Origin of the sequence: Sorangium sp. So ce119, from assembly GCF_051524405.1 — a bacterium.
GTDB classification, from domain to species: Bacteria; Myxococcota_A; Polyangia; order Polyangiales; family Polyangiaceae; genus Sorangium; species Sorangium cellulosum_G.
Genome location: NZ_CP150310.1, coordinates 10015301 through 10038942 on the forward strand (window position 1 = coordinate 10015301; position 23642 = coordinate 10038942).

A 23642-nucleotide genomic window follows, 5' to 3' on the forward strand; every position below is an offset into this window, starting at 1 on the left:
CCCCGGGACGGCGCGAGCGGTTGCGTCGGCGCTGCGCGCGGCCCGCGTTTTTCTGCCCGCGGAGGGGAGCTCCACATTTTGACAACACCTGAGCTCGCCACGACCGCAGCGCGGGATCGCGCCGCGGCGGGAGCTCCACGCGGCAGAGAGCGCGTGGGCCATGTCTCGTATCGTTTTTTGCCGCGCGCAGGGGCGCGGCGAGGACGACGAGCCGCCGATCCGGCGCGAAAACAAGCGCCGAGGCGCGCGCGCGACGCGCGTCACCAGGGTCCAATTTGCTCGAATCGCGGAGAAGTCCCAAGGGCGCGCAGATCCGAGGAGCGCCTATTTCGCGGACGCAGCGCGCGAATCCACGCGGGCTCGGAGCGGCAGCACCTGCACAGAAGAGCGAGGCACACACCCTGCTCATAGGTGAGCCAAGGTGTTCGGGGCCGCAAGGCCAGGCATGGACACCGGGGAGGACCAATGATCTCGATTCACGGCAAGATGATGGGTCTCGCGATGGTGCTGGCGCTCGGGGCCGGGTGCGCGGCGGGCGCGGACGAGGAGGTCGACATGGACGCGGTGGAGCTCGACGAGGAGAGCGTCGACTCCACGACCGCGGCGCTGGAAGAGGCCGAGCGCGGCGGGTACGCGGCTCAGTCGCAGGCCCAGGTCGGCCAGATGGGGCCCAGCAAGCTCGGCCTGCCCCCGAGCAAGGGTCTGCCCTCGAAGGTCGGCCAGATGCTGCCCAGCAAGGGCGAGTTCGGCCCCAGCAAGGGCGAGCTCCTGCCCAGCAAGGCCTCGTTCCCGAGCAAGGGCAGCCTCCCGACCAAGGGTCTCCCGACCAAGGGCTACCCGACGAAGGGCGAGTACGGGCAGCAAGGCCCGGCGCAGATCGGCCAGTCCGCCGTCGGGCAGATGGGCCCCTCGCAGGCGCAGGTCGGGCCGGCGCAGATCGGCTCGCAGGCGCAGATCGGCTCGCAGGCGCAGATCAGCTCGCAGGCGCAGGTCGCCTCGAAGGGGCAGCTCGGCTGGGCGCAGACGGGTCAGACGGCCGGCATCAGCCAGGTCGGCGTCGGGCAGACGGGCCTCGTGGGGCAGGACGCCAGCCAGCGTGACGGTGCGCGCTGCTTCGGTGGCGGCTTCGGCGGCTTCGGCGGCGGCTTCGGCTGCGGTCTGACGGCGGTCACGACGTCGATCACCAGCCTCGTCCCGACGTTCGTCAACCCGTGCTTCAGCCCGTGCGGCTTCGGCGGCGGCTTCGGCGGCATCGGCGGCTTCTGGTGAGCTTGATCTGACCGCACCGCGCCGGACGGCGCCACAGGCTCCGCGTCCCAGGATGCCACGGCGCCGCTCCGGCCCTCCTCTTCGATGGGTTCCCGAGCGCCGGTAGCCCGGGGTTGGATATCCCGGGCTGCCGGCGGCTCCCTCTCCCCTCCTCACGCTCGCGCGGAAGCCGCCCCACCGATGCCGGTGGGGATCGCGCGAGCCCTCCATCCACCCGCCGTCAATCCCCCCCGCCGTCACTCCACCCGCCGTCACTCCACCCGCCGTCACTCCACCCGCCGTCGCTCCACCTTCAGCCGCCCTGACCGAGCGCGCGATCCAGGTAGAACGCCGCGCTCACCAGCCCGAGGTGGGTGAACGCCTGGGGGAAGTTGCCGAGCAGCTCTCCGCTCGGCCCGATCTGCTCGGAGTACAGGCCGAGGTGGTTGGCGTACGTGAGCATCTTCTCGAAGAGGAACCGCGCGTCGTCGAGGCGGCCAGCGCGCGCCTGGGCCTCGACGAGCCAGAAGCTGCAGATGCTGAACGTGCCCTCCTTGCCGTCGAGGCCATCGCCGGCGCCCTTGCCGAGCTCGTAGCGGTGGACGAGCGTGTCGCTCGCGAGCTCGGCGAGCGTGCGATCGATCGTGCCGACCATGCGCGGATCGGTGGGGGAGATGAAGCGCATGAGCGACATGAGCAGGTTGCTCGCGTCGAGCGCCGCCGAGCCGAACGACTGCACGAACGTCCGCCGCTCCGCGTCCCAGCCGCGGGTCATGATCGTCTCGTAGACCTCGTCCCGCGCGCGGGCGACGCGCTGCCGGTCGAGCGGCAGCGAGCGCTTGTCCGCGAGCCGCAAGGTGCGGTCGAGCGCGACCCAGCACTGGAGCTTGGAGTAGACGAACTGCCGCTTCCCGCCCCGCACCTCCCAGATGCTCTCGTCCTCCTTGTCCCAGTTCTCGCAAACCCAGTAGGCCATGCGCCGGTGCTCGCGCCAGAAGTCGTAGGAGATGGGAGATCCATACTTGTCGAACAGGTACACCGAGTCGATGAGCTCGCCGTAGATGTCGAGCTGGAGCTGCTCTGTCGCGCCGTTCCCGACGCGGACCGGCTTCGACCCGCGGTAGCCGTCGAGGTGGGTCAGCGCGACCTCGGGCAATTCATGGCGCCCGTCGATTCCATACATGAGCTGGAGCGGGCCGGTGGGGCCGTCCTCCTCGGAGACGCGGGCGCTCAGCCATTCCATGAACCGCGCGGCCTCCTCGGTGTAGCCGAGCCGGAGGAACGCGTAGAGGGTGAACGCGGCGTCGCGCACCCAGACATAGCGGTAGTCCCAGTTGCGGACGCCGCCGATCTCCTCGGGCAGGCTGGTGGTCGCCGCGGCGACGATCGCGCCGGTCGGCTCGAACGTGAGCAGCTTGAGGACGAGCGCCGACCGGTCGACCATCTCGCGCCAGCGCCCCTTGTAGCGCGACTTGCCGAGCCACTGCCGCCAGAAGGTGACCGTGCGCCGGAGCGCCTCCTCGCCGTTGATCGGCGTCGAGAGCAGGTCGGCGTTCGCGGTCCAGTCCTCGACCTGGCGCAGCGAGAACGTGGCCGACTCGCCCTCCTGCAGGACGAAGTCCGCGGTCACCCCGCCCGCGCCGTCGGGGAGCAGGGGGACCGGGCTGATCAGGGCGAGGTCGAGGCCATCCGAGTCGAAGACGGCGCCGCGCGGGTCGTCGAGGAGGACGCGGTGGGGGCGGCGGGCGAAGTCGATCGCCGGGCGGCACGAGAGCCGGAAGCGCACCGCCCCGCGGACGGCGCGCGCGACGCGGACGATCTGGTGCATGCCGCGGCGGTACGCGCCGTACGTGTCCCGGTGGATCGGCATGAAGTCGCAGACCTCGCCGACGCCCTCCGCGTCGAGGAACCGCGTGAGGAGCACGTTGGTGTCCGGCAGGTACATCTGCTTGCGCGACGCGCTGTGCGCCGCGGCGAGCTCGAAGCTGCCCCCCTGCTTGTCGTCGAGGATGGCGGCGAACACGCTCGGCGAGTCGAAGTGGGGGAGGCAGCACCAGTCGATGGAGCCATCCATCCCGACCAGCGCGACGGAGTGCATGTCGCCGATGACGCCGTAGGACTCGATGGGCTTGTAGGGCATGGCCTCTCCATAGCGCCCGCCCGGCCGATAGGAACCGCCCCCCGGCAAATCTGGAATGTTAAATTGCTCACGATCGCGGCGGCAGCCGCGAGAGCTTCCGCTGGAGCGAGCGGCGGTGCATCCGGAGCTTGCGCGCCGCCTCGGAGATGTTCCCCTCGCAGTCCGCGAGCACGCGCTGGAGGTACTCCCACTCGACCCGCTCGAGCGACGGCAGGTCCTCGTCGCCGCCCGCGGCGGGGGCGAAGCCGAGCAGCGACCGCGCGCACCGGGCCGCGTCGACCGGCTTGGTCAGGTAATCCACGGCGCCCGCGCGGATCGCCGCCACCGCGTTCGCGATCGTGCCGTATCCGGTGAACACCACGATGCGGATGCCGTCATCCATGCCCCGCAGCGTCCCCACGAGCTCGATCCCGCTCTGCCCGGGCATCCGGACGTCGACGAGCGCGTACTCGAACACGTGCTCGCGCGCCATCGCCGTGGCCTCCTCCGCGCTGCCGGCGAGGAACACGGCGAAGCCGTTCCTGCCGAGCGCCTGGCCGAGCGCGGACCGGAAGGTCGCGTCGTCGTCGACGATGAGCAGCGTCGGCTCGGAAGCGGGCTCCGCGCTCATGAGTCCACCGGCGCGAGGCGCAGGGCGACCCGCGTGCCGCGCGCGCCGCTGGCGCTGCCCGCGCCGCCTGCGTCCGGCCCCTGCCTCGACGACACCGTGAGGCGCCCTCCGACCTGCTCGATGAGCGTCCGCACGAGGTAGAGCCCGAGGCCCATCCCCTCGCCGGGGGCCTTGGTCGTCACGAACGGCTCGCCGAGCCGCCCCTCGAGGCCCTGCGGGACGCCCACCCCGCCGTCCTCGACGCTGATCACCGGCGCGCCGCCCTCGTCCCCGACCGTGACGACGATCGGCCCCGCGGCCGCCGGGCTCGGCCCGAGCGCCTCGAGCGCGTTGTCGAGCAGGGCGAACAGCGCCGCCTCGATGTCGGCCGCGTCGAGCGGCACCGTGCGGCGCGGCGCGAGGTCGCCGCGCACCTCGACCGCGACCCCGGGGTGCGCCGCCTGCCACGCCGCCACGCCGCGCCGCGTCGCCTGGCCGACGTCGACGCCGGCGCGCAGCCCGTCCGCCCGGACGTCCGCCCGCATGCGCGCGATGACCACGCGGCAGCGCTCGACCTGCTCCGCGACCGTGCGGGCGCGGCGCCGCGCGGCGTCGCTCGACGCGGGGTCGTGGAGGCTCTCCTCGGCGAGCACCGCGATCGTCCCGAGCGGGGTGCCGAGCTCGTGGGCGGTGCCGGCAGCGAGCGCGCCGAGCGCCTGGAACCGCGAGGCCTCCTCCGCGCGCCGGCGCAGCGCCGCGTTCTCGGCGGCGCTCTCGTCGAGCGCGCGGCGGACCTTGAGGAGCACGTGGGCGACGAGCGCCGAGCTCAGCACGAAGGCGAGGAGCATCCCGTAGAGGTGGGCCGAGAAGGCGCCGTGCTCGGGGTGGCTCGGGCAGCACGCGCCGGAGGGGAGCGCGAAGAGCGCCGCGAACAGGCAGGCCGCGAGCGCCGCGAGCGCGAACGTCGTCCGCGCCGGCAGGAGCGCCGCGGCGAGGGCGACGTGCACGAAGAAGAGCGCGCTGAACGGGTTGCCCGCGCCGCCCGACGCGGCGAGGACGCCGGCGATCGCGACGAGGTCGAGCGCCACGACGCCGGCGACGAGCGCGCTCTGCGCCCCCTGCTCGGACCTCAGCCGCCGCGCGAGGACGACGTTGAGCCCGGCGGCCAGCGCCAGGATGGGGACGGCGATGGCGTACCGGACGTGGTAGCCGAACAGCACCTCGTCGAGGGCGAGGGTCGCCGCGAGCACCGCGAACAGCGCCCAGCGCAAGCCGATGAGCCAGCGGAGGACGATCCCGCCCGCCGGCGCCTGGTCAAGGGAAGCCTCGTGCGTCACGGCACGACTATACCGCGAACGCCGCGGGCGCTCCGGCGCGCCCCGCTCACCGCGGCTTCAGCACGGCGAACAGCGCGCGCGGGGGCGGCTCCAGGGGACCGTGGTAGATGGTCTCCTCGGCGGAGAGGACCTCGAAGTCCGCACCGAAGATCTCGCGCAGCGCCTCGGGCGTGAAGCGGTACGGGCCCTGGTCGTACGGCTCCAGCGCGCTGAAGCACTTGAGGAACAGGTGCCCTCCGGGCGCGACCAGCCGCTTCAGCGTGCGGACGTAATCAGCCCTGCGCGCCGGCGGGAGGCAGTGGAAGCAGCCGCGGTCGAAGACGACGTCGAACCGGGCGTCGAGCTTGCTGTCCAGGATGTCGTCCTGCAGGAAGCGCGCGGAGAGCCCCCGCTGCGCCGCCTGCGCCGCCGCCTGCTCGATGGCGACGTGGGAGAGATCGGTGCCGGTGACGTCGAACCCGCGCTCGGCCAGCGCGAACGCCTGCGTGGCCGGGCCGGTGCCGAGGTCGAGCGCCCGTCCCCGCGCGATCTGCCGCTGCTCGAGCGCCCGCTCGAGGTCGGGATCCAGGCGCGCGTGGTACCAGGGCATGCTCTCCGCCGGGGTGCTTCGATACAGCTCTTGCCAGTCCGGGAAGTTCCGTTCGTCGCTCATACCGCCGTTATAATCCGCGCGGGCGGCGCTGCGCTCGACGTTCTCGTGTAGGCTCCGGCGCGGGCGCAGGCGCGGCAGCAGGGGAGCAGGGCGTGAGGATCACATGCGTGGGCGGCGGGCCGGCGGGCCTCTACGTCGCGCTGCTCGCGAAGCAGCGCGACCCGCGGCGCGAGGTCGTCGTGGTGGAGCGGAACCGGCCCGACGACACGTTCGGCTTCGGCGTCGTGTTCTCGGACGCGACGCTCGACAACCTCGAGGGCGCCGACCGCCCGACCTACGACGCGATCCGGGGCAGCCTCGCCCACTGGGACGAGCTCCACGCGCACTTCCGCGGGCGCGTCCTCGTCTCGAAGGGGCACGGCTTCAGCGGCCTCTCGCGCCGGAGGCTGCTCGAGATCCTCCAGGGGCGGGCGCGGGAGCTCGGCGTCGTCCTGCGCTTCGAGGAGGAGGTCCTCGACCCGGACGAGCTCCTGTCCGGGAGCGACCTCGTCGTCGCGGCCGACGGGGTGAACAGCCGGATCCGCGAGCGCTTCGCCGACAGGTTCCAGCCGCGCATCGACGTCCGGCCGAACCGGTTCGTGTGGCTCGGCACGACGTTCCCGTTCGACGCGTTCACCTTCTACTTCTCGGAGAACCGCCACGGGCTCTTCCGGGTGCACGCGTACCGCTACGAGCCGGATCGCTCGACGTTCATCGTCGAGTGCCGGGAGGAGACCTTCCGGCGGGCGGGCCTCGAGCAGGCGGGCGAGGACGGGACGATCGCGTACTTCGAGGAGCTCTTCGCCGACAAGCTCCGGGGGCACCGGCTGCTGAAGAACCGGAGCGTGTGGCGGAGCTTCCCCACGGTGCACAACGAGCGCTGGAGCGCGGGCAACGTGGTGCTGCTCGGGGACGCCGCGCACACGGCGCACTTCTCGATCGGCTCGGGGACGAAGCTCGCGCTCGAGGACGCGATGGCGCTCGTCGAGAGCCTGGGGCGGTACGCGCGCGTGCCCGAGGCGCTCGCCGCCTACGAGGCGGAGCGCAAGCCCAAGGTGGCCGCGTTCCAGCGGGCGGCGCAGGTGAGCCTCCGGTGGTTCGAGAACACCGAGCGCTACATGGCGCTCGACCCCGTGGAGTTCATGTTCAGCCTGCTGACGCGCAGCCTGCGGGTGACGCACGAGGGGCTGAAGGCGCGCGATCCGGCGTTCGTGCGCGAGGTCGACGCGCACGTGGCGAGCAAGGCCGAGGAGCAGTCGGGGGCGCGCGTCGTCGACGCGGGCGGCGTCGACGCGCGCGGCGGCCCGCCGCCGCCGATGTTCACGCCGTTCCGGCTGCGGTCGCTCGTGCTCGAGAACCGCGTCGTTGTGTCGCCGATGTGCCAGTACTCCGCGGACGACGGGCAGATCGACGACTGGCACCTCGTGCACCTCGGGAGCCGGGCGCTCGGCGGGGCGGGGCTCGTGATCACCGAGATGACCGACGTGAGCGCCGAGGCGCGCATCACGCCCGGCTGCGCGGGGCTCTACCGGCCCGACCACGCCGGGCGCTGGCGGCGCGTGGTCGATTTCGTCCACGCGCACTCCCGGGCCCGGATCGGCGTCCAGCTCGCGCACGCGGGGCGCAAGGGCGCGACGAAGCGGATGTGGGAGGGGATGGACGAGCCGCTGGAGCGCGGCGCCTGGCCGCTGCTCAGCGCGTCCGCGGTGCCGTACCTCGCAGAGAGCCAGGTCCCGAAGGCGATGGATCGCGCGGACATGGACCAGGTGACCTCGGATTTCGTGCAGGCGGCGAGGCGCGCGGACGAGGCCGGGTTCGACCTGATCGAGCTGCACTGCGCGCACGGGTACCTGCTCTCGAGCTTCATCTCGCCGCTCACGAACCGGCGCACGGACGCCTACGGCGGCCCGATCGAGCGCCGGATGCGCTACCCGCTCGAGGTGTTCGACGCGGTGCGGGCCGCGTGGCCCAAGGAGAAGCCGATGAGCGTGCGCATCTCCGCGACCGACTGGGCGCCGGGCGGGCTCACGACGGACGATCTCGTGGCGCTCTCGGTGATGCTCCGGGAGCACGGCGCCGACATCATCCATGTCTCGGCGGGGCAGACGGACCCGGTAAGCAAGCCCGAGTACGGGAGGCTGTTCCAGACGCCGCTCTCCGAGCTCGTGCGGCTCGAGGCGAAGGTGCCGACGATCGCGGTGGGCAACATCCAGAGCTACGCGGACGTGAACAGCATCATCGCGGCCGGCAGGGCGGACCTGTGCGCGCTCGCGCGGGCGCACCTCTACGACCCGTACTGGACGCGGCACGCCGCCGCGGAGCAGGGGTTCGAGATGGAGTGGCCGCCTCAGTACAGGTCGGTCGAGAGGTACACGCTGCGGATGCGGTGACCCGATGACGTCAGCTCACGTCCGCTACCGCGAGCATGCGCCCCACCCCCTCTTGCGCGGCGCGGTGCAGAGCTGCTCGTTCTACGAGGAGCGCCACACGGCGAGCACGGAGGAGCACCGGCTCCTGCCGGAGGCCAGCATCGATCTCGTGTTCCACTGCGGCGACGCGCGCATCGAGGGGCGCGACGGCCGCCTGCGCCCCTTGCCGCCGGTCTTCGTGATCGGCGTGCGGGACGAGCCTGCCAGGATGGTGTCTCGCGGCCTGTCGCGCGTGCTCGGCGTCCGCTTTCATCCGTGGCACGCGGCCTCGTTTCTCGAGCACGAGGCCGATCTGCGCGGCTACGGCACGATGGTGGGCCCGGGCCTGCGCGCGCTCTCCGCGCGGGTCGGCCCGCTCCTCGAGGCGGGCGAGAGCGGCGCGGCGCTCGGGCTGATCGAGGGGTGGCTGCTCGCGCGGCGCCGCGTGGCCCGCCGGCCCGCCGCCCCGGTGGAGGCGGCGGGGATCGAGCTCCACGCGAGCCACGGGGGCGCGCGCGTCGGCGCGCTCGCCGGGCGGCTCGGGCTGTCGGTCCGGCAGCTCGAGCGGCAGTTCAAGCGATCCGCCGGGGTGTCTCCCAAGGCGCTCGCGCGGCTCATCCGCTTCTCCCGGGCCACCGAGCGCCTCGAGCTCGACCCGGGCGCGCGCCTCACCGCGCTCGCCTTCGAGCTCGGCTACGCGGATCAGGCGCACTTCACCCGGGAGTTCCGCGCCTTCGCGGGCATGAGCCCCGGCCGGTACGCCGACGAGGTGCGGCGCCTCTGGCCGCGCGGCGAGGGCGCGCCGGGCGCCCCCCGAGCCGGCGGCGCGCGCGCTTGACCTGATCGGCCCGCGAGCGCGCGCCGCGTCGCGTTTGTTCAATCGAGGCGGCGCGGCGGTCGTCACGTTCTCCGCATGACGAGCGCCGTCCAGCGCCGTCCCGGCGCAGGCGTACGCCCCGGGGCGCTCCTGTTCCTCCAGGCCACGGCCTTCCTGAGCGCGGCCGGCACCGGGCTGGTCGCCCCGGTGATTCCCTTCCTGGCCGCGCGGTTCGACGGCGAGCCTGCCCATGTGGCCTCGGCGGTGGGCCTGCTGAGCGCGTCCTATTCGCTCTGCGCCTTCCTCGCCGCGCCGGCGCTCGGGGCGCTGAGCGACGCTGTCGGGCGCCGCCCGGTGCTCCTGCTCAGCCTGGTGGGCTCGGCGGCCGGGTACGCGCTGTTCGGCTTCGCCGACGCGCTTCCGCTCCTGCTCCTCGGGCGCGCGATCGACGGCCTCACGGCGGGCAACGTGGGCACGGTGTTCGCGTACCTGGGCGACACGACGCCTGCCGAGCAGCGCGCCCGGTATTTCGGGCGGATCGGCGCGATGTTCGGGGCGGGCCTGATCGCCGGCCCCGCGCTCGGCGGTGTCGCCTTGCAGCTCGGCCTGAAGGCGCCGTTCTTCCTGGCGGCCCTCCTCACCGCGCTGAACGCCGCCGGGAGCTATCTGTTCCTCGAGGAGAGCCTCGACCCCGCGCGCCGGGCCCGGGCGATGTCGTGGAGAAAGCTCGACCCGTTCTCGCAGCTCTCAGGGCTGCTGCGCCTCGGCCACCTCCGTCCGCTCCTGACCGTCGGCGTGCTCTTCACGGCGGCCGTCGTCTCCCTTCAGGCGACGTTCGCGCTGCTCGCCAAGGACCGGCTCGGGTGGGGCGCCGACGCGGTGAGCTTCGCCGTCATCGCGGTCGGCGTCACGGACGTGTGCGTACAGGGGATCTTGCTGGAGCGCCTGGCCAGGGTCCTCGGGGATGCGCGCGTCCTCGGGTTGGGCCTTGGCCTCGTCGTCCTCGCCCTCGCGACGATGGCGGTCGTCGCTTGCCGCCCCTCGGCGCCGGCGTTCGTCGCGGCCATCGTGGCGTTCGCGGGCGGCGAGGGGCTGCTCGCCGCGTCCTTCTCCGCCCTCCTGTCGCGGGCCGCGGGGCCGGCCGCGCAGGGGCAGGCGCAGGGCGGCCATCAGGCGCTCCAGGAGCTGGCCTGTGTGATCGTGCCGCTCGTCGCCACCCAGCTTTACGCGCGGGTCGGCGTGGGCGCGCCGTTCTGGGCTGCGGCGGCAGCGGCGGCGCTCGCCGGCGTGCTCCTCCGCGCGAGCGTCGTGGCGGCGCCCGCCGCTGGCGACGGGGAGTGACGGGGCGCGCGAGGGCAGCAAAAAAAGTGGAGGCGGTGCCTTGATCCTCACGCTACGTGAGGACCTAGCCTCCGGGGCATGGACGTCCTCCCCCGCCCTGGAACCAGGGGAAACACCATGCGTTCAGCACCGTTGAAAGTCGGCGATCTCGCCAGGCAGACCGGCCTCTCCGTACGCACGCTCCACTATTACGAGGAGGTCGGGCTGCTGTCTCCGTCGCATCGCACCGCGTCGGGGCACCGGATGTACTCGGCAGGCGACGTCGCCCGGCTCCAGCAGATCAAGTCGTTGCGAGAGCTCGGCTTCAGCCTGGAGCAGATCAGCGGGTGTCTGGACAAGGAGGGTTTCTCTCCGCTCCAGACCATCGAGCTGCACCTGTCGCGGCTGCGCGAGCAGATCGCGCTGGAGCAGAAGCTCTGCGCGCGGCTCGAGGGCCTGGCCCGTGTCCTGCGGGCGGGGGAGGACGTCTCTGTGGAGCAGCTCCTTCAGACCGTCGAGGTGATGACCATGATCGAGAAGTACTACACCCCAGAGCAGCTCGCGGAGCTCAAGCAGCGCGCGGACGCGCTCGGCCCGGAGAAGATGCGCGAGGCAGAGAACGCGTGGAAGACGATCTACGATGACATGCGGGCGGAGATGCAGAAGGGCTCCGATCCGAAGAGCGAGCCGGTGCAGCAGATCGTGCGGCGCATGCGGGAGCTCATCGACGCTTTCACGGGGAAGAACCCCGGGATCGAGAGATCGTTGAACCGGATGTACCAGGAGGAGCCGTCGATGAGGAACCGGCCCGGGGTGGATCCGGCGTTGCACGAGTTCATCGGCAAGGCGATGAGCTAGCTCGCCTCAGGTAGGTAGCGGATCGCGGGCAGGTGGGGGACTGCCTATCTTCCCGGCGCGAAGCCCCCCGGGACACCTGCGCTGGCGCCTGCGCATGCTGCCTCACAGTCTCGCGTCCTCCGACCGGAGAATCGCGCCGGGAGCGCCGATCCCCTCGGCGCGCGCTGCCGCCGCGGCGTCGCCCGGGGCGCAGCGCGGGTCGGCGTGGCTGACGGTGGAATCGAGATGGTATAGCGTGCGGCGACGATGAGCGACGAACAGGGCTCGAGTGCGATCGAACGCGAGAACGCAGCGCTGCGCCGGCGGGTGGCCGAGCTCGAAGCAGCCGAGGCGAAGCTGGAAGCGCTCTGCTCGGTGAGCCGGGCGTTCATCGCCCTCATCGACCGCGACGGGGTCGTCCAGGAGATGTTCGCGACGCTCCTCAGCCGCTCCGGGAGGGTGGAAAGCGGGTGTCTGGCCCTACCGATGGCCGCGGTGGTCCGCGAGGACTACCTCGAGCGCTGCATCGGGGCCATCCGGGAGTCGCTCGCCACGCGGACGATCGCGAGCCTGGAGTACCCCGTTCGCTTCGGCCAGGACGACGTGTGGTGTCAGGCCTTTTGCAAGCCGTTCACGGACGACACGGTGCTCTGGGTCGCGCACGACATCACGGCGCAGCGGCGACTGGCGTATGCCCAGGCCGAGCTGCGCGACTTCCAGGCGCTCGTGAACAGCGCCCCCGACGGCGTGTGCATCGCCTCCAGGGAAGGCGCCCTCTTCCACGCCAACCAGGCCTTCCGCGCCATGACAGGGCACGGCGACGGCGCGCTCGGCAAGAGCCTCTTCGACCTCTACCGCGCAGAAGAGGTCGACCAGCTCGCCGCGGTCGTGCAGCAGTGCTTCGAGCAGGGCTCGTGGCAAGGCACCCTCGGCCTCGTCCAGCACGACGGCCGCACCATCCCCTGCCAGGTCTCCATGGTCGCCCTCGCCGCCGAGGCCGGGCGGCCCCCGGCCCTCGCCACCATCGCCCGCGACCTCACCCCCCTCTACGACGCAGAGCGCGAGCGGCTCGCGCTCCAGGAGCAGGTCATCCAGGCACAGCAGGCCACCCTGCGCGAGCTCTCCACCCCCCTCGTCCCCCTCGCCGAGGGCGTCGTCGCCATGCCCCTCATCGGCGCCCTCGACCGCTCCCGCGCCCAGCAGGCCATGGAGAAGCTCCTCGACGGCATCGTCCTGCACCAGTTCCACACCGCCATCCTCGACGTCACCGGCGTCAAGGACGTCGACGCAGAGTCCGCCGACGCCCTGCTCCGCATCGCCCGCGCCGCGCGCCTGCTCGGCGCCCAGCTCGTCCTCACCGGCATCGGCCCCGACACCGCGCAGACCCTCGTCGACCTCGGCGTCGACCTCACCGGCATCACCACCCGCAGCACCCTCCAGAGCGGAATCGCCCACGCCCTCGCGCCGCGCGGCGGCCGGCGCGCGACGTCCGTTCCGGGCGCGCCCGCCTTGGCTACCAGGCAGCGATCGCCCGCCTGAGCGTCGCGACCACGCGCGGGAGAGCGCCTGCAACGAGCCGCCGGAGCGGGCGCGGCGCGCCGAGGAAAGGTGGCTTGCGTCCGCCCGCGCCTCGATGTGGCCTTTGTGCCGCGTGGGGCAATTCGCGCCACGCCCGCGGGCGGAGCCGCGCAGCGCCCGGACGGGCTGCGAGGCGGGAGATCGTCACCGTGTGGGTCGAGCTGCCGCCGCGCTCGGCCTGGCATCCGCGTTGCTGGTTTGCGGGTGACCGGTGACGGGCAGCCGCCCCGGCTTGAGCCGCCCAGGAAGTACATCCCCGCGCCGCGCGCGCCCCTGCAGTGAAGGTCCGCTATGCACCTGCCCGGAAAAGAGATCCCCTGGAAGGACTTTCTGAACGACATCAAGCAGGAATGGGTCAAGGACAAGGTCGACACCGTCGCTGCTGCGCTGACCTTCTTCGGTGTCCTGGCGATATTCCCTTTCCTGCTCTTCGCGATCGCCCTCGCCGGCCTGGTCATCGATCCGGTGGAAGCGGCGCGGATGGTCGGCGAGCTCTACCGGGTCGCCCCTCCGGCGGTGGCGAACATCCTCGGCGAGCGGCTCCACGCGCTGACCGAGGGCCAGAGCCCGGCGCTCCTGACCGTCGGCGCGCTCGGCGCGGTCTGGGCCGCCTCGGGCGGCGTCATCGCGCTGATGGATGCGCTCAACTCGGCCTACGGCGTCGAGGACAGCCGGTCGTTCCTCAAGCGCCGCGGGATCGCCCTCCTGGTCACCCTCGGCGGCGCCGTCCTGCTGACGCTCGCCTCGGCGCTCACGGTCGCCACGCCGGCCGTCGCCGAGCACCTCGGCCCGCTGGGGACGCTGATCCTCTGGCTCCGCGTGCCGGTCTCGGCGGTCATCGTGATGGGGGTCCTGGCGGCGCTCTATTACGTGCTCCCCGACGTCGAGCAGAAGTTCAGGTTCATCACCCCCGGCTCGATCGTGGCGGTCCTGATCTGGGCCATCGCGTCCCTGGGATTCTCGTTCTACGTCGGCAAGTTCGGCAGCTACGAGGTGAGCTACGGCGCGCTCGGCGGCGTCATCATCCTCCTCCTCTGGATGTGGATCTCGTCGATGGCGGTGCTCCTCGGGGCCGAGATCAACGCCATCATCGAGCACCGCTCGCCCGACGGGAAGCGCACCGGCGCCAAGGACGCCGACGACACCGGCGCGGATGTGCCGAAGGCCGAGAAGGAGAAGGTCGAGGGCGCCGCGCTCCCGGCCGGCGCCGCGCGCCCCGCGCGAGGCGGCGGCGAGAAGAGCGCGGGCGGCGACATCGCGCTGCCCCACCCGATCCGCTCGAACCACTCGGGGCTCCATGGCGGGAGGGCGTAGCCGACGCTGCCTGTCCCCGGAGCTCCGTTGAACCTGACCGCGAGGACGCCTCCATGCCGCACAGACTCACCTTGTCCACATCGCTGCTCGTGCTGTGCGGCTCGCTCGCCGCGGGCTGCCAGGGCTCCCAGAGCGGCGCGCCCATGGCGCCTCCGCCGATCGACACCGGGAAGGGCGCGGAGGCGGTGGACGTGCAGGGCCAGGAGGACGCAGGAGGCGCCGGCGATCCGACCGGGGCCGGCGGCGCGGCGGGCACGGGCGGCGCGCCGGGCTGCGTCGACGGGCCGCTCATGAAGTACGTCGGGCAGAGCCAGGACGCGTGCGCGCGGATCCGCTTCGTGTGCGAGCCGGGGTGGAGCTACTTCAGCGACGACTGCGGCTGCGGTTGCACGAAGCAGCCGTGACCGAGGCCGGCGGCGCGGATCGGCGCGCCGGGCGGCGTTGACGGCGGCGGCGCCGGCCGCGCGACAAAAACACCTCGCCCTGGGCGGCCTGCGGCATCTAGCATCGGAGCCCGCATGCGCCCCCTCCTCATCGTGAATCCCCGCTCCAGCGGCGGAAAGACGGGCAAGCTCTTCGACGGGATGCAGACGCCCATCCGGCGCGTCCTCGGCGAGTTCGACGTCGTGCACACCGAGCGTCCGCGGCACGCGGTGGACCTGGCGCGCGAGGCGGCGCTCGGGGGGCGCGAGACGGTCGTCGCGGTGGGCGGCGACGGCAGCGTGAACGAGGTGGTGAACGGCCTGATGCAGGCGCGGGACCGGGGGGCGACGGGCACCCGGCTCGGGATCATCGGCGCGGGCACCGGCGGCGATCTCTGCAGGACGCTGAAGCTGAACCACCGGCTCGACCGGTACTGCGCGGCGATCGCGAGCGGCAGCGCGCGTCCGATGGACGTGGGCCGCTTCTCGTACGAGACGCACGACGGGCGGCAGGCCGAGGCGTTCTTCGTCAACGTGCTGTCCGCGGGGATGAGCGGCCTCGTGGATCAGATCGTCAGCGAGACGACGAGGGCGCTCGGCAACTCGCTGGCGTACACGATGGCCTCGCTCCGGGGCCTCGTCCGCAGCCGCGTCGGCCGGGTGCGCTGCGTGGCGACGCTGCGCGGCGAGCGGCGCGAGGAGGAGCTCGCGACGCGCACGGTGGCGATCTGCAACGGCCGCTTCTTCGGCGCCGGCATGCAGGTCGCGCCGATGGCGCGGGCCGACGACGGCGTGTTCGACGTCGTCGACCTCGGCGGCGCGCCCCACGTCCGCTTCGCCGCCGTGTCGACCGGCATGTACACGGGCGCGCACATCCGCCACCCGGACGTCCGCCACTTCCAGTGCGACCGCATCGAGCTCACGCTCCTGAACCGCGACGTCGAGGACGCGTTCCTGCTCGACGTGGACGGCGAGCCGCTCGGACGGCTGCCGATCACGGTGACGATGGAGCCGAAGGCGATCGAGGTGCTGGCGCCGGCCGACTGAGGGCGCGGCGGGTGGAGGCGGCGCGGAAGGAGGACCGGCTGGCCGGGCCGGTGGCGCCGCGATCTCGCCGCGCGCCGCGGCCGCGGAGCGCCGGGGCGCGGCGCTGCGCCTCGCGCTGAAGCGCCCCGGTGACACCCTCGAGAAGCTCGACGGCGAGGGGTTCCTCGCCGACCCGGCGAGAGCTGAGCGCACGCACTCCCGTGAACCACCTCACGTGGTTCGAAAAATTCGTGGAGTTCCGAGGACTTCCGTCGGACCGCACCAGAACGCATTGTGGTTGCGGACGAGCCGGCTCGCCGTCGATCACGATGCGTTGTGGTCGCGCAACGCGCCGCCACGGCATCCATCCAGAAATGTCCTCAGGCGAGGCCCGCCTTGTTCCGCAGCACCTGCCGAAGCTCGACGAACGCAGGGGGGATACTGCCTAGCTCCCGCATCTTGCGAGCGACCTCCTTGGCCAGGTTCAGGTCTCGGTCGGATGATTTCGGCTGCGGAGGTCGCGCCGGGGCGCGATCGAGACCGGGGACCTTCGACCGGAGGAAGCGGAATATCTCCTTACCCGAGAACGAGCGGATCCACTCGTCGCCATCGAGGTGGTTCTGGAAGTCGCTGCGAGCGGCCTCGAGCATCTGGGAGCGCACGCCGCCATGGCTCCAGCGCTGCCACGCAGCGCCGTGCTCGGACCAGTAGTCGCTCGTATCGAGGTGTCGCTTCACCTCTTCGAGGCTCTGCATCCCCGTGGGGTCTCTGGGACGCTCGGGGAAGCCTTTGCCCAGGTCTCGCTGCATATTCCAGAGCACGCTGCAGCAGACCATCCAGAAATGCATCTTCTGCGCATGATCATGAGCGACCTTCAAGATACGAGCGGCTGACTCGCTGCCGGAAAGCGAAGCCAGGATGTCGAAGTCGAGGAGCAGGTTCTCGATCTCGTGCGCCGGAAGCCGGAGAACACGGCAGCCCGGCGAGGCCCAGCCAGAGTTGTTGTCATCGTCGAAGTCACGGTCCACCACCCCGTAGACATGCGGCCCGCGCGGGCTCGAGGTGACCATATGCGTCACGCCCGGTTTGCCATTGCCGACGAGCACGTTGATCTGCGGATCACTCCACACATCTGTGAGGACAGCGTGCGTGACCGGATCCTCGACCCAGACGGTGAGCGGACCCCGATACAGGTCGCGCAGCGTGGTTTTCATGAGGGCGGTACCGCCGCGGGCATGTCGTCATCGTCCCCGCCGTCATCGAGCTGCGCCCGCGGATCCTCGTCCTCGACGAGGATGAAGCGCTCGAAGCTCAAAGCCGAGTCCAAGATGGCCTCCGAGTGCGTCGCGACGATGATCTGCGTCGCCGGAGAGAGCTCGCGCAAGGCGGGTAGCAGCAGGCGCTGCCACTGGACGTGCAGGTGCTGCTCGGGCTCATCGATCAGCAGCACGTCCGTCGGCGCGTCCCGGAAGACGAGCGGGCCGGCGAACGCGAACAAGGCCACCTGGCCGGAGCTCAGGCGATCCAGCGGCACCATGCGCGGAATATCGGGGCGGACCGAGGCGAGCCGGCGCGCCATCTCGATGCTGGTCACGTCCTCGGGGACGGGACGGTCGTCCCGGAGTATCACCTCGTCGCCCGAGCCGGGATCGTTGCTCACCGGGATCACGTCGAGCGTCTGCCCGTCACCGTTGAAGCGCTCCCACAGGCGCTGCAAGCGGGCGAAGGGGCCATCGCCCGGTGCGGCTCGCGCGCCCCCGTTGGCGGGCGGTTCTGTGACAGGCTTGCCGCGCCTCGCCTGGGCGCGCAGATCGCGGTAGTAGGCGCTGATCAAGCGCCTCTTCAGCTCGCGTAGCCGGTGCGCCTCGACGTCGGAGCGCGCGGCGCCCGGACTGACCACCTCGCCGAGCGCCTCGGGCTCACGCCGGGCGGAGAAGTACTCCACGTTCACGTCGAGCCGAGCATGCTCGCTCCAGCCGTAGCCCGGGAGGGTCTCCTGCGGCTCGAGGCCGCGAGCGCTGAGAAAGTTTCCCGACCGGGCAGGTGTATCGTGGTCGACGCGCAGCACGGTATAGAAGTCCACGGCATCGTTGCGGTCCGGGAAGCGAAACTCTCCCCGGAGCTCCAGGGCCTCGGCCCCGAAACGGATCTGCTCTCGGAGGGGCGCGGCATCCCGCGGCAGCAGGTCCGGCCGGTGCAGCAGCAGGAGGATCGCTTCCATCAGCGCCGTCTTGCCAGAGCCGTTGGCCCCTGCGAGCACGATGAGGTCGAGCGCCGTCCCCCGCGCGTCGCGCAGATCGAGGCTGATCTCGTCGATGCCGCGAAAGTTACGGACGTCCAGCCTCGTGAGCCGCAGGCCGGGCGCTGATCGCTCCGTCGACATGGCGTAGTATGTACGCCGGTCGGCGGGACATCACCAGCGCGAGCGCCGGCAGCGGTGGCGCGGTTCGACGCGCCCCGTCATCACGCTCGGCAGCGCCATCTCCCCGCTCGTCGTGTCCGACCCCCCTGCCCCGTGCTGGCGCTCCCCTCGAGCCCGTCGAGCCCGCGCCGCAGCGGTGGTAAGGGATCTCGCATGAGCTTCATCGATTCTTCAGCGGGCGAGGCTGCCCCGAGCTCCTCCGGGTCGCGCGGCGCCTCGGCCCCGCGGCTGCTGGTCGTCGGGTGCGGCGGGATCGGCGGCATCATCGCCGCGCACCTGGTCGAGCAGGGGCACGACGTCACCGCGTTCACGACGAACCCGATCATCGCGGACGCCATCAACGCCGTCGGCTTCCGGGTGCGCGGCGAGGCGAGCCCCGGCACGGTGCGCGGCCGCGCGGTGCGCGAGCTCGGCCCGGACACCCGGCCGTTCGACTACGTCCTGCTCGCCACGCAGCCGCCGCAGGTCGAGGAGGCGGCGCGCAGCGTGGTCGCGCACCTCGCCCCGACGGGCGCGATGATCTGCCTCCAGAACGGCCTCTGCGAGGAGCGCATCGCCCGCATCGCGGGCCCGGAGCGCACCTTCGGCGGGGTCATCGCGTGGGGCGCCTCCATGGTGGAGCCCGGCGTGTACGACCGCACCTCGAGCGGCGGCTTCGTCCTCGGCCGGCTCGACGGCGCGAGCGACCCGCGCCTCCACGAGCTCGCGCGCATCCTCGAGGCGATCGGCCCGACGACCGTGACGGACAACCTCGCCGGCGCGCGCTGGTCGAAGCTCGCCATCAACTGCGCCATCTCGTCGCTCGGCACCGTCGGGGGCGACCGCCTCGGCGCGCTCCTCCGGCACCGCTTCGTCCGCCGGCTCGCGCTGGAGGTCATGACCGAGACCGTCCAGGTCTCGCGCGCGGCCGGCGTGCGCCTCGAGAAGGTGGCGGGGACGCTCGACCTCGACTGGGTCGCGCTCACGGACGCCGAGCGCTCCGCCGTGGGCTCGCCCGGGCTCTTCGCGAAGCACGCGCTGGTCCTCGCGGTCGGCGCGCGCTACCGCCGCATGCGCTCGTCGATGCTCGCCGCCATCGAGCGCGGCCGCCCGCCCGCCGTCGACTTCCTGAACGGCGAGGTCGTCACGCGCGGCGCGGCGCTCGACATCGCCACGCCCATCAACGCCGCGGTCCGCGAGGAGGTGCTCGCGATCGCGGCGCGCCAGCGCAAGCCGAGCCTCTCGCTGCTGCGCGCGCTGTTCGACCGGACGCGCGAGCTCGCGGGCGCGCCGCCGCCTGCGGCCGCGCCGTCCACCCGGCCGCCGCCTGCGGCCGCGCCGCACGAGCCGTCCGCAGCGGTAGCCGACACCCAGGAAGCCGCCCTGCACGCGCCTTCCGCGGCCGTCGTCGACGCGCCGGCGGCCTCCCCGCACGAGCCGTCCGGGGCAGCAACGGACGCCCGGAGCGATCGCGAGGACGTCTAGCGCGCTTCGCGCACCGGACGGAAAAACGCGAGGACACCTGGCTTCACCGACAATTGTCCTGGCCTTCTTTGACGGCGGCGCGGGATCGAGCGCTCCGCGGCGTCGCGGCGCGCACTCTTTGTCGCGCCCGCGCGTCGAAGTTCGGTAGCATCGGGCGTCTCTTCCCGTGGATCTCGAGAAGGTCCCTCGATGAGGAGCCCTCGCATGACGCACTCCCCGCTCGCACTCTCCTCCCGGCGCGGCGCCTCGCTCCGCGGCCGTGTTCCCCTCCTGCTCCTCGCCGCGCTCGCCACGCTCGCCGCGTGCGGCGACGACGGCGGTGGGGGCGGCAGCGGGGCCGCCGGCGGCGGGGGCGGCGGCGACGACGGCGCGGGCGGAAGCCCCGTCATCGAGGAGCCGAACCGGTTCCGCATGCGCATCGACGACGCGGAGACGCCGGCGGTCACGCTCGAGCTCGACAGGCAGAAGGCGATGCAGGTCTTCGGCGAGGACGGCACCAGGCAGATCACCGTCCTCAACGTCGACACGACCGGGTTGCTCCGGAACGCGCTCGAGCGGATCCAGGACGCGTGCGGGACCTCCTGGCGAGAAGACGACGTGAACCCTGGCCACGACTGCACGCTCACCCCGCTCGGCCAGAGCTTCAAGGCACCATGGCAGACATCGCCGGAGTTCGCGCTCGTCCGGCTGCTCAGCATGACACCTGCCAATGCCAACGTGACGGGGACGTCGCTCGCGGAGCTGAAGGCGCTCTTCAATGATAACCCCGGCACCTTCGCATTCGACTTCGCGGACATCCTCGCCGATAGCATCAACCTCGATCTGGCGGTCCAGCCAGACCCCACGGTCACGCGCGAGAACCGGACGGCGCCGCTCGTGCCAATCGACAAGCTCATCAGCGCCCTCCAGCAGCAGCTGCTCGGCTCTCACCCGGCCATCCCGACCCCCGACGGCGTGAGGTTGCCTGTCACGCTGTACGAAGCGTTGCACGATCTCGAGCCCCTCGATGAGAAGCTCGGCCCAGCCGGGAATCATCCGGGCGTGCTCGTCCCTGACAATGACACCTTCACGACGAAGAGCGACGTCCTCCTCCCCGACTTTTCGATGCGCGTCGTCGCCGAGTCCGGCCTGCGCAGGGTCTCCGGGATCGACCTGTCGAAGGGAGGCGGCGACATGTTCCTGCGCGAGGGCGACGCGCCGCTGCGGTTCGATTTCACCGATCCCGAGAAGCTCCAGGTCAGCGGCATTGCACAGGCACCGACAGTGGACATGCGGATCTCGCTGCGCGAGCTGCCCACCGTCGTGCCCTCTTGCAGCGGCAGCAACACGCCGGACTGCAAGACCAACTCTCCCGATCACCCGGTCGGCGCCGACACGATCTGGACGGTTCCCCCGTACCTCCTCGAGTCCATCATCGCCACCGCAGGTTACCTCACGTACGGCGATCGCCGGTTCTCGGGGTGTTACTTCAAATCTGGCTCGACGTGCCGGCTCGGCGTGAACATCGGCCAGGACGGCGATCCGCCCGGCTGGTCCGTCTTCCTCGGCAACATCTCCTTCCCCCCCGACCCGCCGCCCCGCATACCGGATCCGCAGTTCTTCTGGGAGCTGCTCACCGATGTGGCGCAGGTCGCCATCCACGACCCGACCGGCGAGGGCATGCCCGACATCGTGGAGGGCAAGGCCCAGCCGGTCTTCGCGCTCCCGGGCGTCGGCATCGGCCTCACCGGAGAGGAGATCGTCACCGAGCTCCGCGAGACGCTGCAGGGCCAGGCCAAGCAGATCGCCGAGATCATCCTGGGCCGGTACTGGGTCAACAACGACGCGCTCGACTTCTTCTACAGCCGCAGCGAGCCGGGCGGCGCTCCCTACCTGGTTTTCGTCGCCGAGGGCGATCTCCGGCCGCCGGATCAAGGCGCGGATGCCCCGCGCCCTTACACCTACGATCGCCCGGGCTTCTTCACGAGCCCCGATCTCGACGAGGGGAGCAAGGTCTCGAAGAAGGACCTCGACGGCCTCGCCGACACGACCCACGAGAAATACCGGCTGCCGCCCGGCGAGACCACGCTGTACATGCAGGACGACGAGGCCGCCGTCTACGAGGTCCGCTTCCACGTGCCCGACACCAACGATCCGGTGGAGATCACCGCCGACGTGAAGAGGCTCTGATCATGGACGCGCGAGACAGCAACCGCCCCGCCGCCCCCGCCGGCCGCCGGCTCTCCCGGCTCGGCCCCCTGGCCGCCGCCGCCGCGCTCTCCTCTGCGCTGCCCGCCTGCGTCGACGCCGTCACGGTGGAGCAGCCGCCGCCCCCGGCGGCGCTCGGCGTGAACGAGAGCCGCACCCTCACGCTCGAGTTCCTGCGGTTCGACGCGCGGGGCTTCGCCAAGACGCTCACGCTCGAGGAGCTCAGGGCGCTCCCGCGGCCCACGCTCGAGGGGATCTGGCTGCTCGATCTCGACATCTCGACGCTCATCGAGAACGCGCTGCTCAAGGTCATGTACATGCCCCCCGCGGAGATCGCCGCGCTCCCTCCGGCGGCGCAGAACCTCGTCGGCCTCCTGAACATGACGCCGGAGAACGCCGACCTCCGCGGCACGAGCCTCGAGGGCCTGCTCGGCGTCGGCAATGCCGTCGGGATCCCGACGTCGAAGATCCTCTCCGATCTCGTGGGCGCGGCAGGCAACGAGCGGATCATCCCCGTCGAGCTCACCGCGCAAGCCGTCCTGGAGAACCTCGTCAGCACGCACCCGAACACGAAGACACGGCGAGGGCCGCCTAGCGACGAGCACCCGGACGGCGTGTACCCGGTCGCCCCCCACTCCATCCCCGTCACCCTGCACGACGTCGTCACCGACTTCGCCGGCCTCGCCGGGCAGTTCGGCCCGGCGCCGCTCGATCCGGACGACCCGGACGGCGCGAAGCACCCCGGGTTCATCAAGGCGGCCTCGGGGGTGAAGGCGGCCCTCGACGACTTCACGATGACGGTCAAGGTCGACGTCAACGCCCTCCCGTACAAGGGCGTCGACGCGACGGCGGCCGACGTCGCCAGCGTCAACAGCACGCCCGGCCAGATAGACACCCTCTTCGACTTCAGCGAGCCGGACTGGCTCGTGCTGGACAACCTGTCGAGGAACCTCAGCATCGGCGAGCTGACCCTCGCCATCCCCGAGAGCCCGATGCACCTGCCCGGCGGCACGAACAAGGAGCCCACCCCGCGCGGCGACTCGCCCGTATGGGAACAGCCGCTCTGGGAGTTCGAGCACATCCTGGCGCGCGCCGGCGAGCTCAGGGCAGCGCAGCTCGAGGACCACTGCTCTACCTACGGGCCCCAGGGCACCTCCACGAGCGACTACCAGCCGGTGAAGGTCTGCGTCGACGGCGCCGCATGGACCGAGATCAGCGTCGATGAGAGTGTCGTCCTCGAGGAGCCGCCGCCGGCGTCGTACTTCTGGGACATCCTCCTCGAGGTGGCCCAGGCGCGGCTCCACGACGGCGGCCTCGCCGAGGGGGAGGCCGACATCGAGGTGACCCTCCGCGACGTCCCGGTCGGCGTGAAGACCGACGATCTCGTCGCGAGCATCAAGGAGAACCTCTCGAGCGATCCCGCGGTCCTCAAGGACATGGCGATCGAGCTCAACGACAACTCCGCCGGCGACGCGGACTTCTACCTGTACCAGCCGAGCATCGAGAGCGGCGTCGCCGGACAGCGGGATTACCTCTACTTCGTCGCGCCCGACGACATCCGCAAGGACGCCGAGGGCGCGCGCGTGCGCGAGTACGCGTACGCGCATCCGGGCTTCTTCGCCGACCCCGAGCTCACGAAGAAGGTGTCGACGACCGAGGAGATCGACGGCGACACGCTCCACGAGAAGGTGGAGGTCGAGCCGGGAGACGCGCTGTACTTCGAGGACGACGAGGGGCGCCGCTACGAGATCAGGATCGGCGACAAGCCGAGCGCCCATCGCCTCTCGCTCACCCTCACCCGGCTGAACTAGCCGGATCACCCCCTGTGAGGACCCTTCTCATGTCAGGAGCCCTGCCCGCCCCGCGGCCCCGCGCCCGTGCCCGTGCCCGTGCCCGTGCCCG

18 protein-coding genes are annotated in these 23642 nt (G+C 71.7%); 12 read left to right on the forward strand and 6 right to left on the reverse strand.

The features are described from left to right. Nucleotides 1-465: 465 nt before the first annotated feature. Nucleotides 466-1269, forward strand: a complete 804-nt coding sequence (locus tag WME76_RS37905; protein WP_437957031.1) for a hypothetical protein — start codon at nt 466-468, stop codon at nt 1267-1269. 292 nt (nt 1270-1561) lie between these two features. On the opposite strand, the gene WME76_RS37910 is transcribed toward WME76_RS37905, so the two are convergent. The 4 genes from WME76_RS37910 to WME76_RS37925 form a co-directional block, all read right to left on the reverse strand. Continuing rightward, entirely contained in the window at nt 1562-3388 is a 1827-nt protein-coding gene (locus tag WME76_RS37910) for a glycoside hydrolase family 15 protein (protein ID WP_437957032.1), read from the reverse strand. Between the two features lie 67 nt (nt 3389-3455). Beyond that, nucleotides 3456-3998, reverse strand: coding sequence for a response regulator transcription factor (locus tag WME76_RS37915; protein ID WP_437957033.1), 543 nt, complete (start codon nt 3996-3998; stop codon nt 3456-3458). Beyond that, nucleotides 3995-5314: a sensor histidine kinase gene (locus tag WME76_RS37920; protein ID WP_437957034.1), complete on the reverse strand. Its 1320-nt coding sequence runs from the start codon at nt 5312-5314 to the stop codon at nt 3995-3997. The genes WME76_RS37915 and WME76_RS37920 overlap by 4 nt, the downstream gene beginning before the upstream one ends. Before the next feature lie 46 nt (nt 5315-5360). Further along, the gene (locus tag WME76_RS37925; RefSeq protein WP_437957035.1) at nt 5361-5966 is read right to left on the reverse strand and encodes a class I SAM-dependent methyltransferase; all 606 of its coding nucleotides are present in this window, start codon (nt 5964-5966) and stop codon (nt 5361-5363) included. Between the two features lie 107 nt (nt 5967-6073). Here WME76_RS37925 and WME76_RS37930 point away from each other — a divergent pair, with 107 nt between their 5' ends. From WME76_RS37930 to WME76_RS37965, 8 genes are all read left to right on the forward strand, one after another. Next, complete coding sequence (locus WME76_RS37930) at nt 6074-8335, forward strand: bifunctional salicylyl-CoA 5-hydroxylase/oxidoreductase (RefSeq protein WP_437962200.1); 2262 nt, start codon at nt 6074-6076, stop codon at nt 8333-8335. 4 nt (nt 8336-8339) lie between these two features. Beyond that, nucleotides 8340-9191, forward strand: coding sequence for a helix-turn-helix domain-containing protein (locus WME76_RS37935; RefSeq protein WP_437957036.1), 852 nt, complete (start codon nt 8340-8342; stop codon nt 9189-9191). Nucleotides 9192-9266: 75 nt separating this feature from the next. Further along, entirely contained in the window at nt 9267-10511 is a 1245-nt protein-coding gene (locus tag WME76_RS37940; protein WP_437957037.1) for an MFS transporter, read from the forward strand. 117 nt (nt 10512-10628) lie between these two features. Beyond that, on the forward strand, nt 10629-11348 hold the full coding sequence (locus tag WME76_RS37945; protein ID WP_437957038.1) for a MerR family transcriptional regulator: 720 nt from the start codon (nt 10629-10631) through the stop codon (nt 11346-11348). 246 nt (nt 11349-11594) lie between these two features. Further along, nucleotides 11595-12866 carry a PAS domain-containing protein gene (locus WME76_RS37950; protein WP_437957039.1) on the forward strand — a complete coding sequence of 424 codons (1272 nt, stop codon included), beginning with the start codon at nt 11595-11597 and terminating at the stop codon, nt 12864-12866. A gap of 330 nt (nt 12867-13196) precedes the next feature. Continuing rightward, on the forward strand, nt 13197-14219 hold the full coding sequence (locus tag WME76_RS37955) for a YihY/virulence factor BrkB family protein (protein WP_437957040.1): 1023 nt from the start codon (nt 13197-13199) through the stop codon (nt 14217-14219). Between the two features lie 53 nt (nt 14220-14272). Further along, on the forward strand, nt 14273-14623 hold the full coding sequence (locus WME76_RS37960) for a hypothetical protein (protein ID WP_437957041.1): 351 nt from the start codon (nt 14273-14275) through the stop codon (nt 14621-14623). Between the two features lie 114 nt (nt 14624-14737). Then, a complete protein-coding gene (locus WME76_RS37965; RefSeq protein WP_437957042.1) occupies nt 14738-15688 on the forward strand; it encodes a diacylglycerol/lipid kinase family protein in 951 nt (316 codons plus the stop codon). Nucleotides 15689-16047: 359 nt separating this feature from the next. Here WME76_RS37965 and WME76_RS37970 read toward each other — a convergent pair whose 3' ends face one another. Further along, nucleotides 16048-16881 carry a hypothetical protein gene (locus WME76_RS37970; protein ID WP_437957043.1) on the reverse strand — a complete coding sequence of 278 codons (834 nt, stop codon included), beginning with the start codon at nt 16879-16881 and terminating at the stop codon, nt 16048-16050. Further along, nucleotides 16878-18050 carry an AAA family ATPase gene (locus WME76_RS37975; RefSeq protein WP_437957044.1) on the reverse strand — a complete coding sequence of 391 codons (1173 nt, stop codon included), beginning with the start codon at nt 18048-18050 and terminating at the stop codon, nt 16878-16880. The genes WME76_RS37970 and WME76_RS37975 overlap by 4 nt, the downstream gene beginning before the upstream one ends. Nucleotides 18051-18242: 192 nt before the next feature. On the opposite strand from WME76_RS37975, the gene WME76_RS37980 reads away from it, so the two are divergent. The 3 genes from WME76_RS37980 (at nt 18243) to WME76_RS37990 (ending at nt 23551) form a co-directional block, all read left to right on the forward strand. Next, nucleotides 18243-19553: a ketopantoate reductase family protein gene (locus tag WME76_RS37980; protein ID WP_437957045.1), complete on the forward strand. Its 1311-nt coding sequence runs from the start codon at nt 18243-18245 to the stop codon at nt 19551-19553. 204 nt (nt 19554-19757) lie between these two features. Beyond that, entirely contained in the window at nt 19758-21722 is a 1965-nt protein-coding gene (locus tag WME76_RS37985) for a hypothetical protein (RefSeq protein ID WP_437957046.1), read from the forward strand. A gap of 2 nt (nt 21723-21724) precedes the next feature. Further along, nucleotides 21725-23551 (forward strand): acetyltransferase, encoded by a 1827-nt coding sequence (locus WME76_RS37990; protein ID WP_437957047.1) that lies wholly within the window; start codon nt 21725-21727, stop codon nt 23549-23551. Nucleotides 23552-23642: the final 91 nt, after the last annotated feature.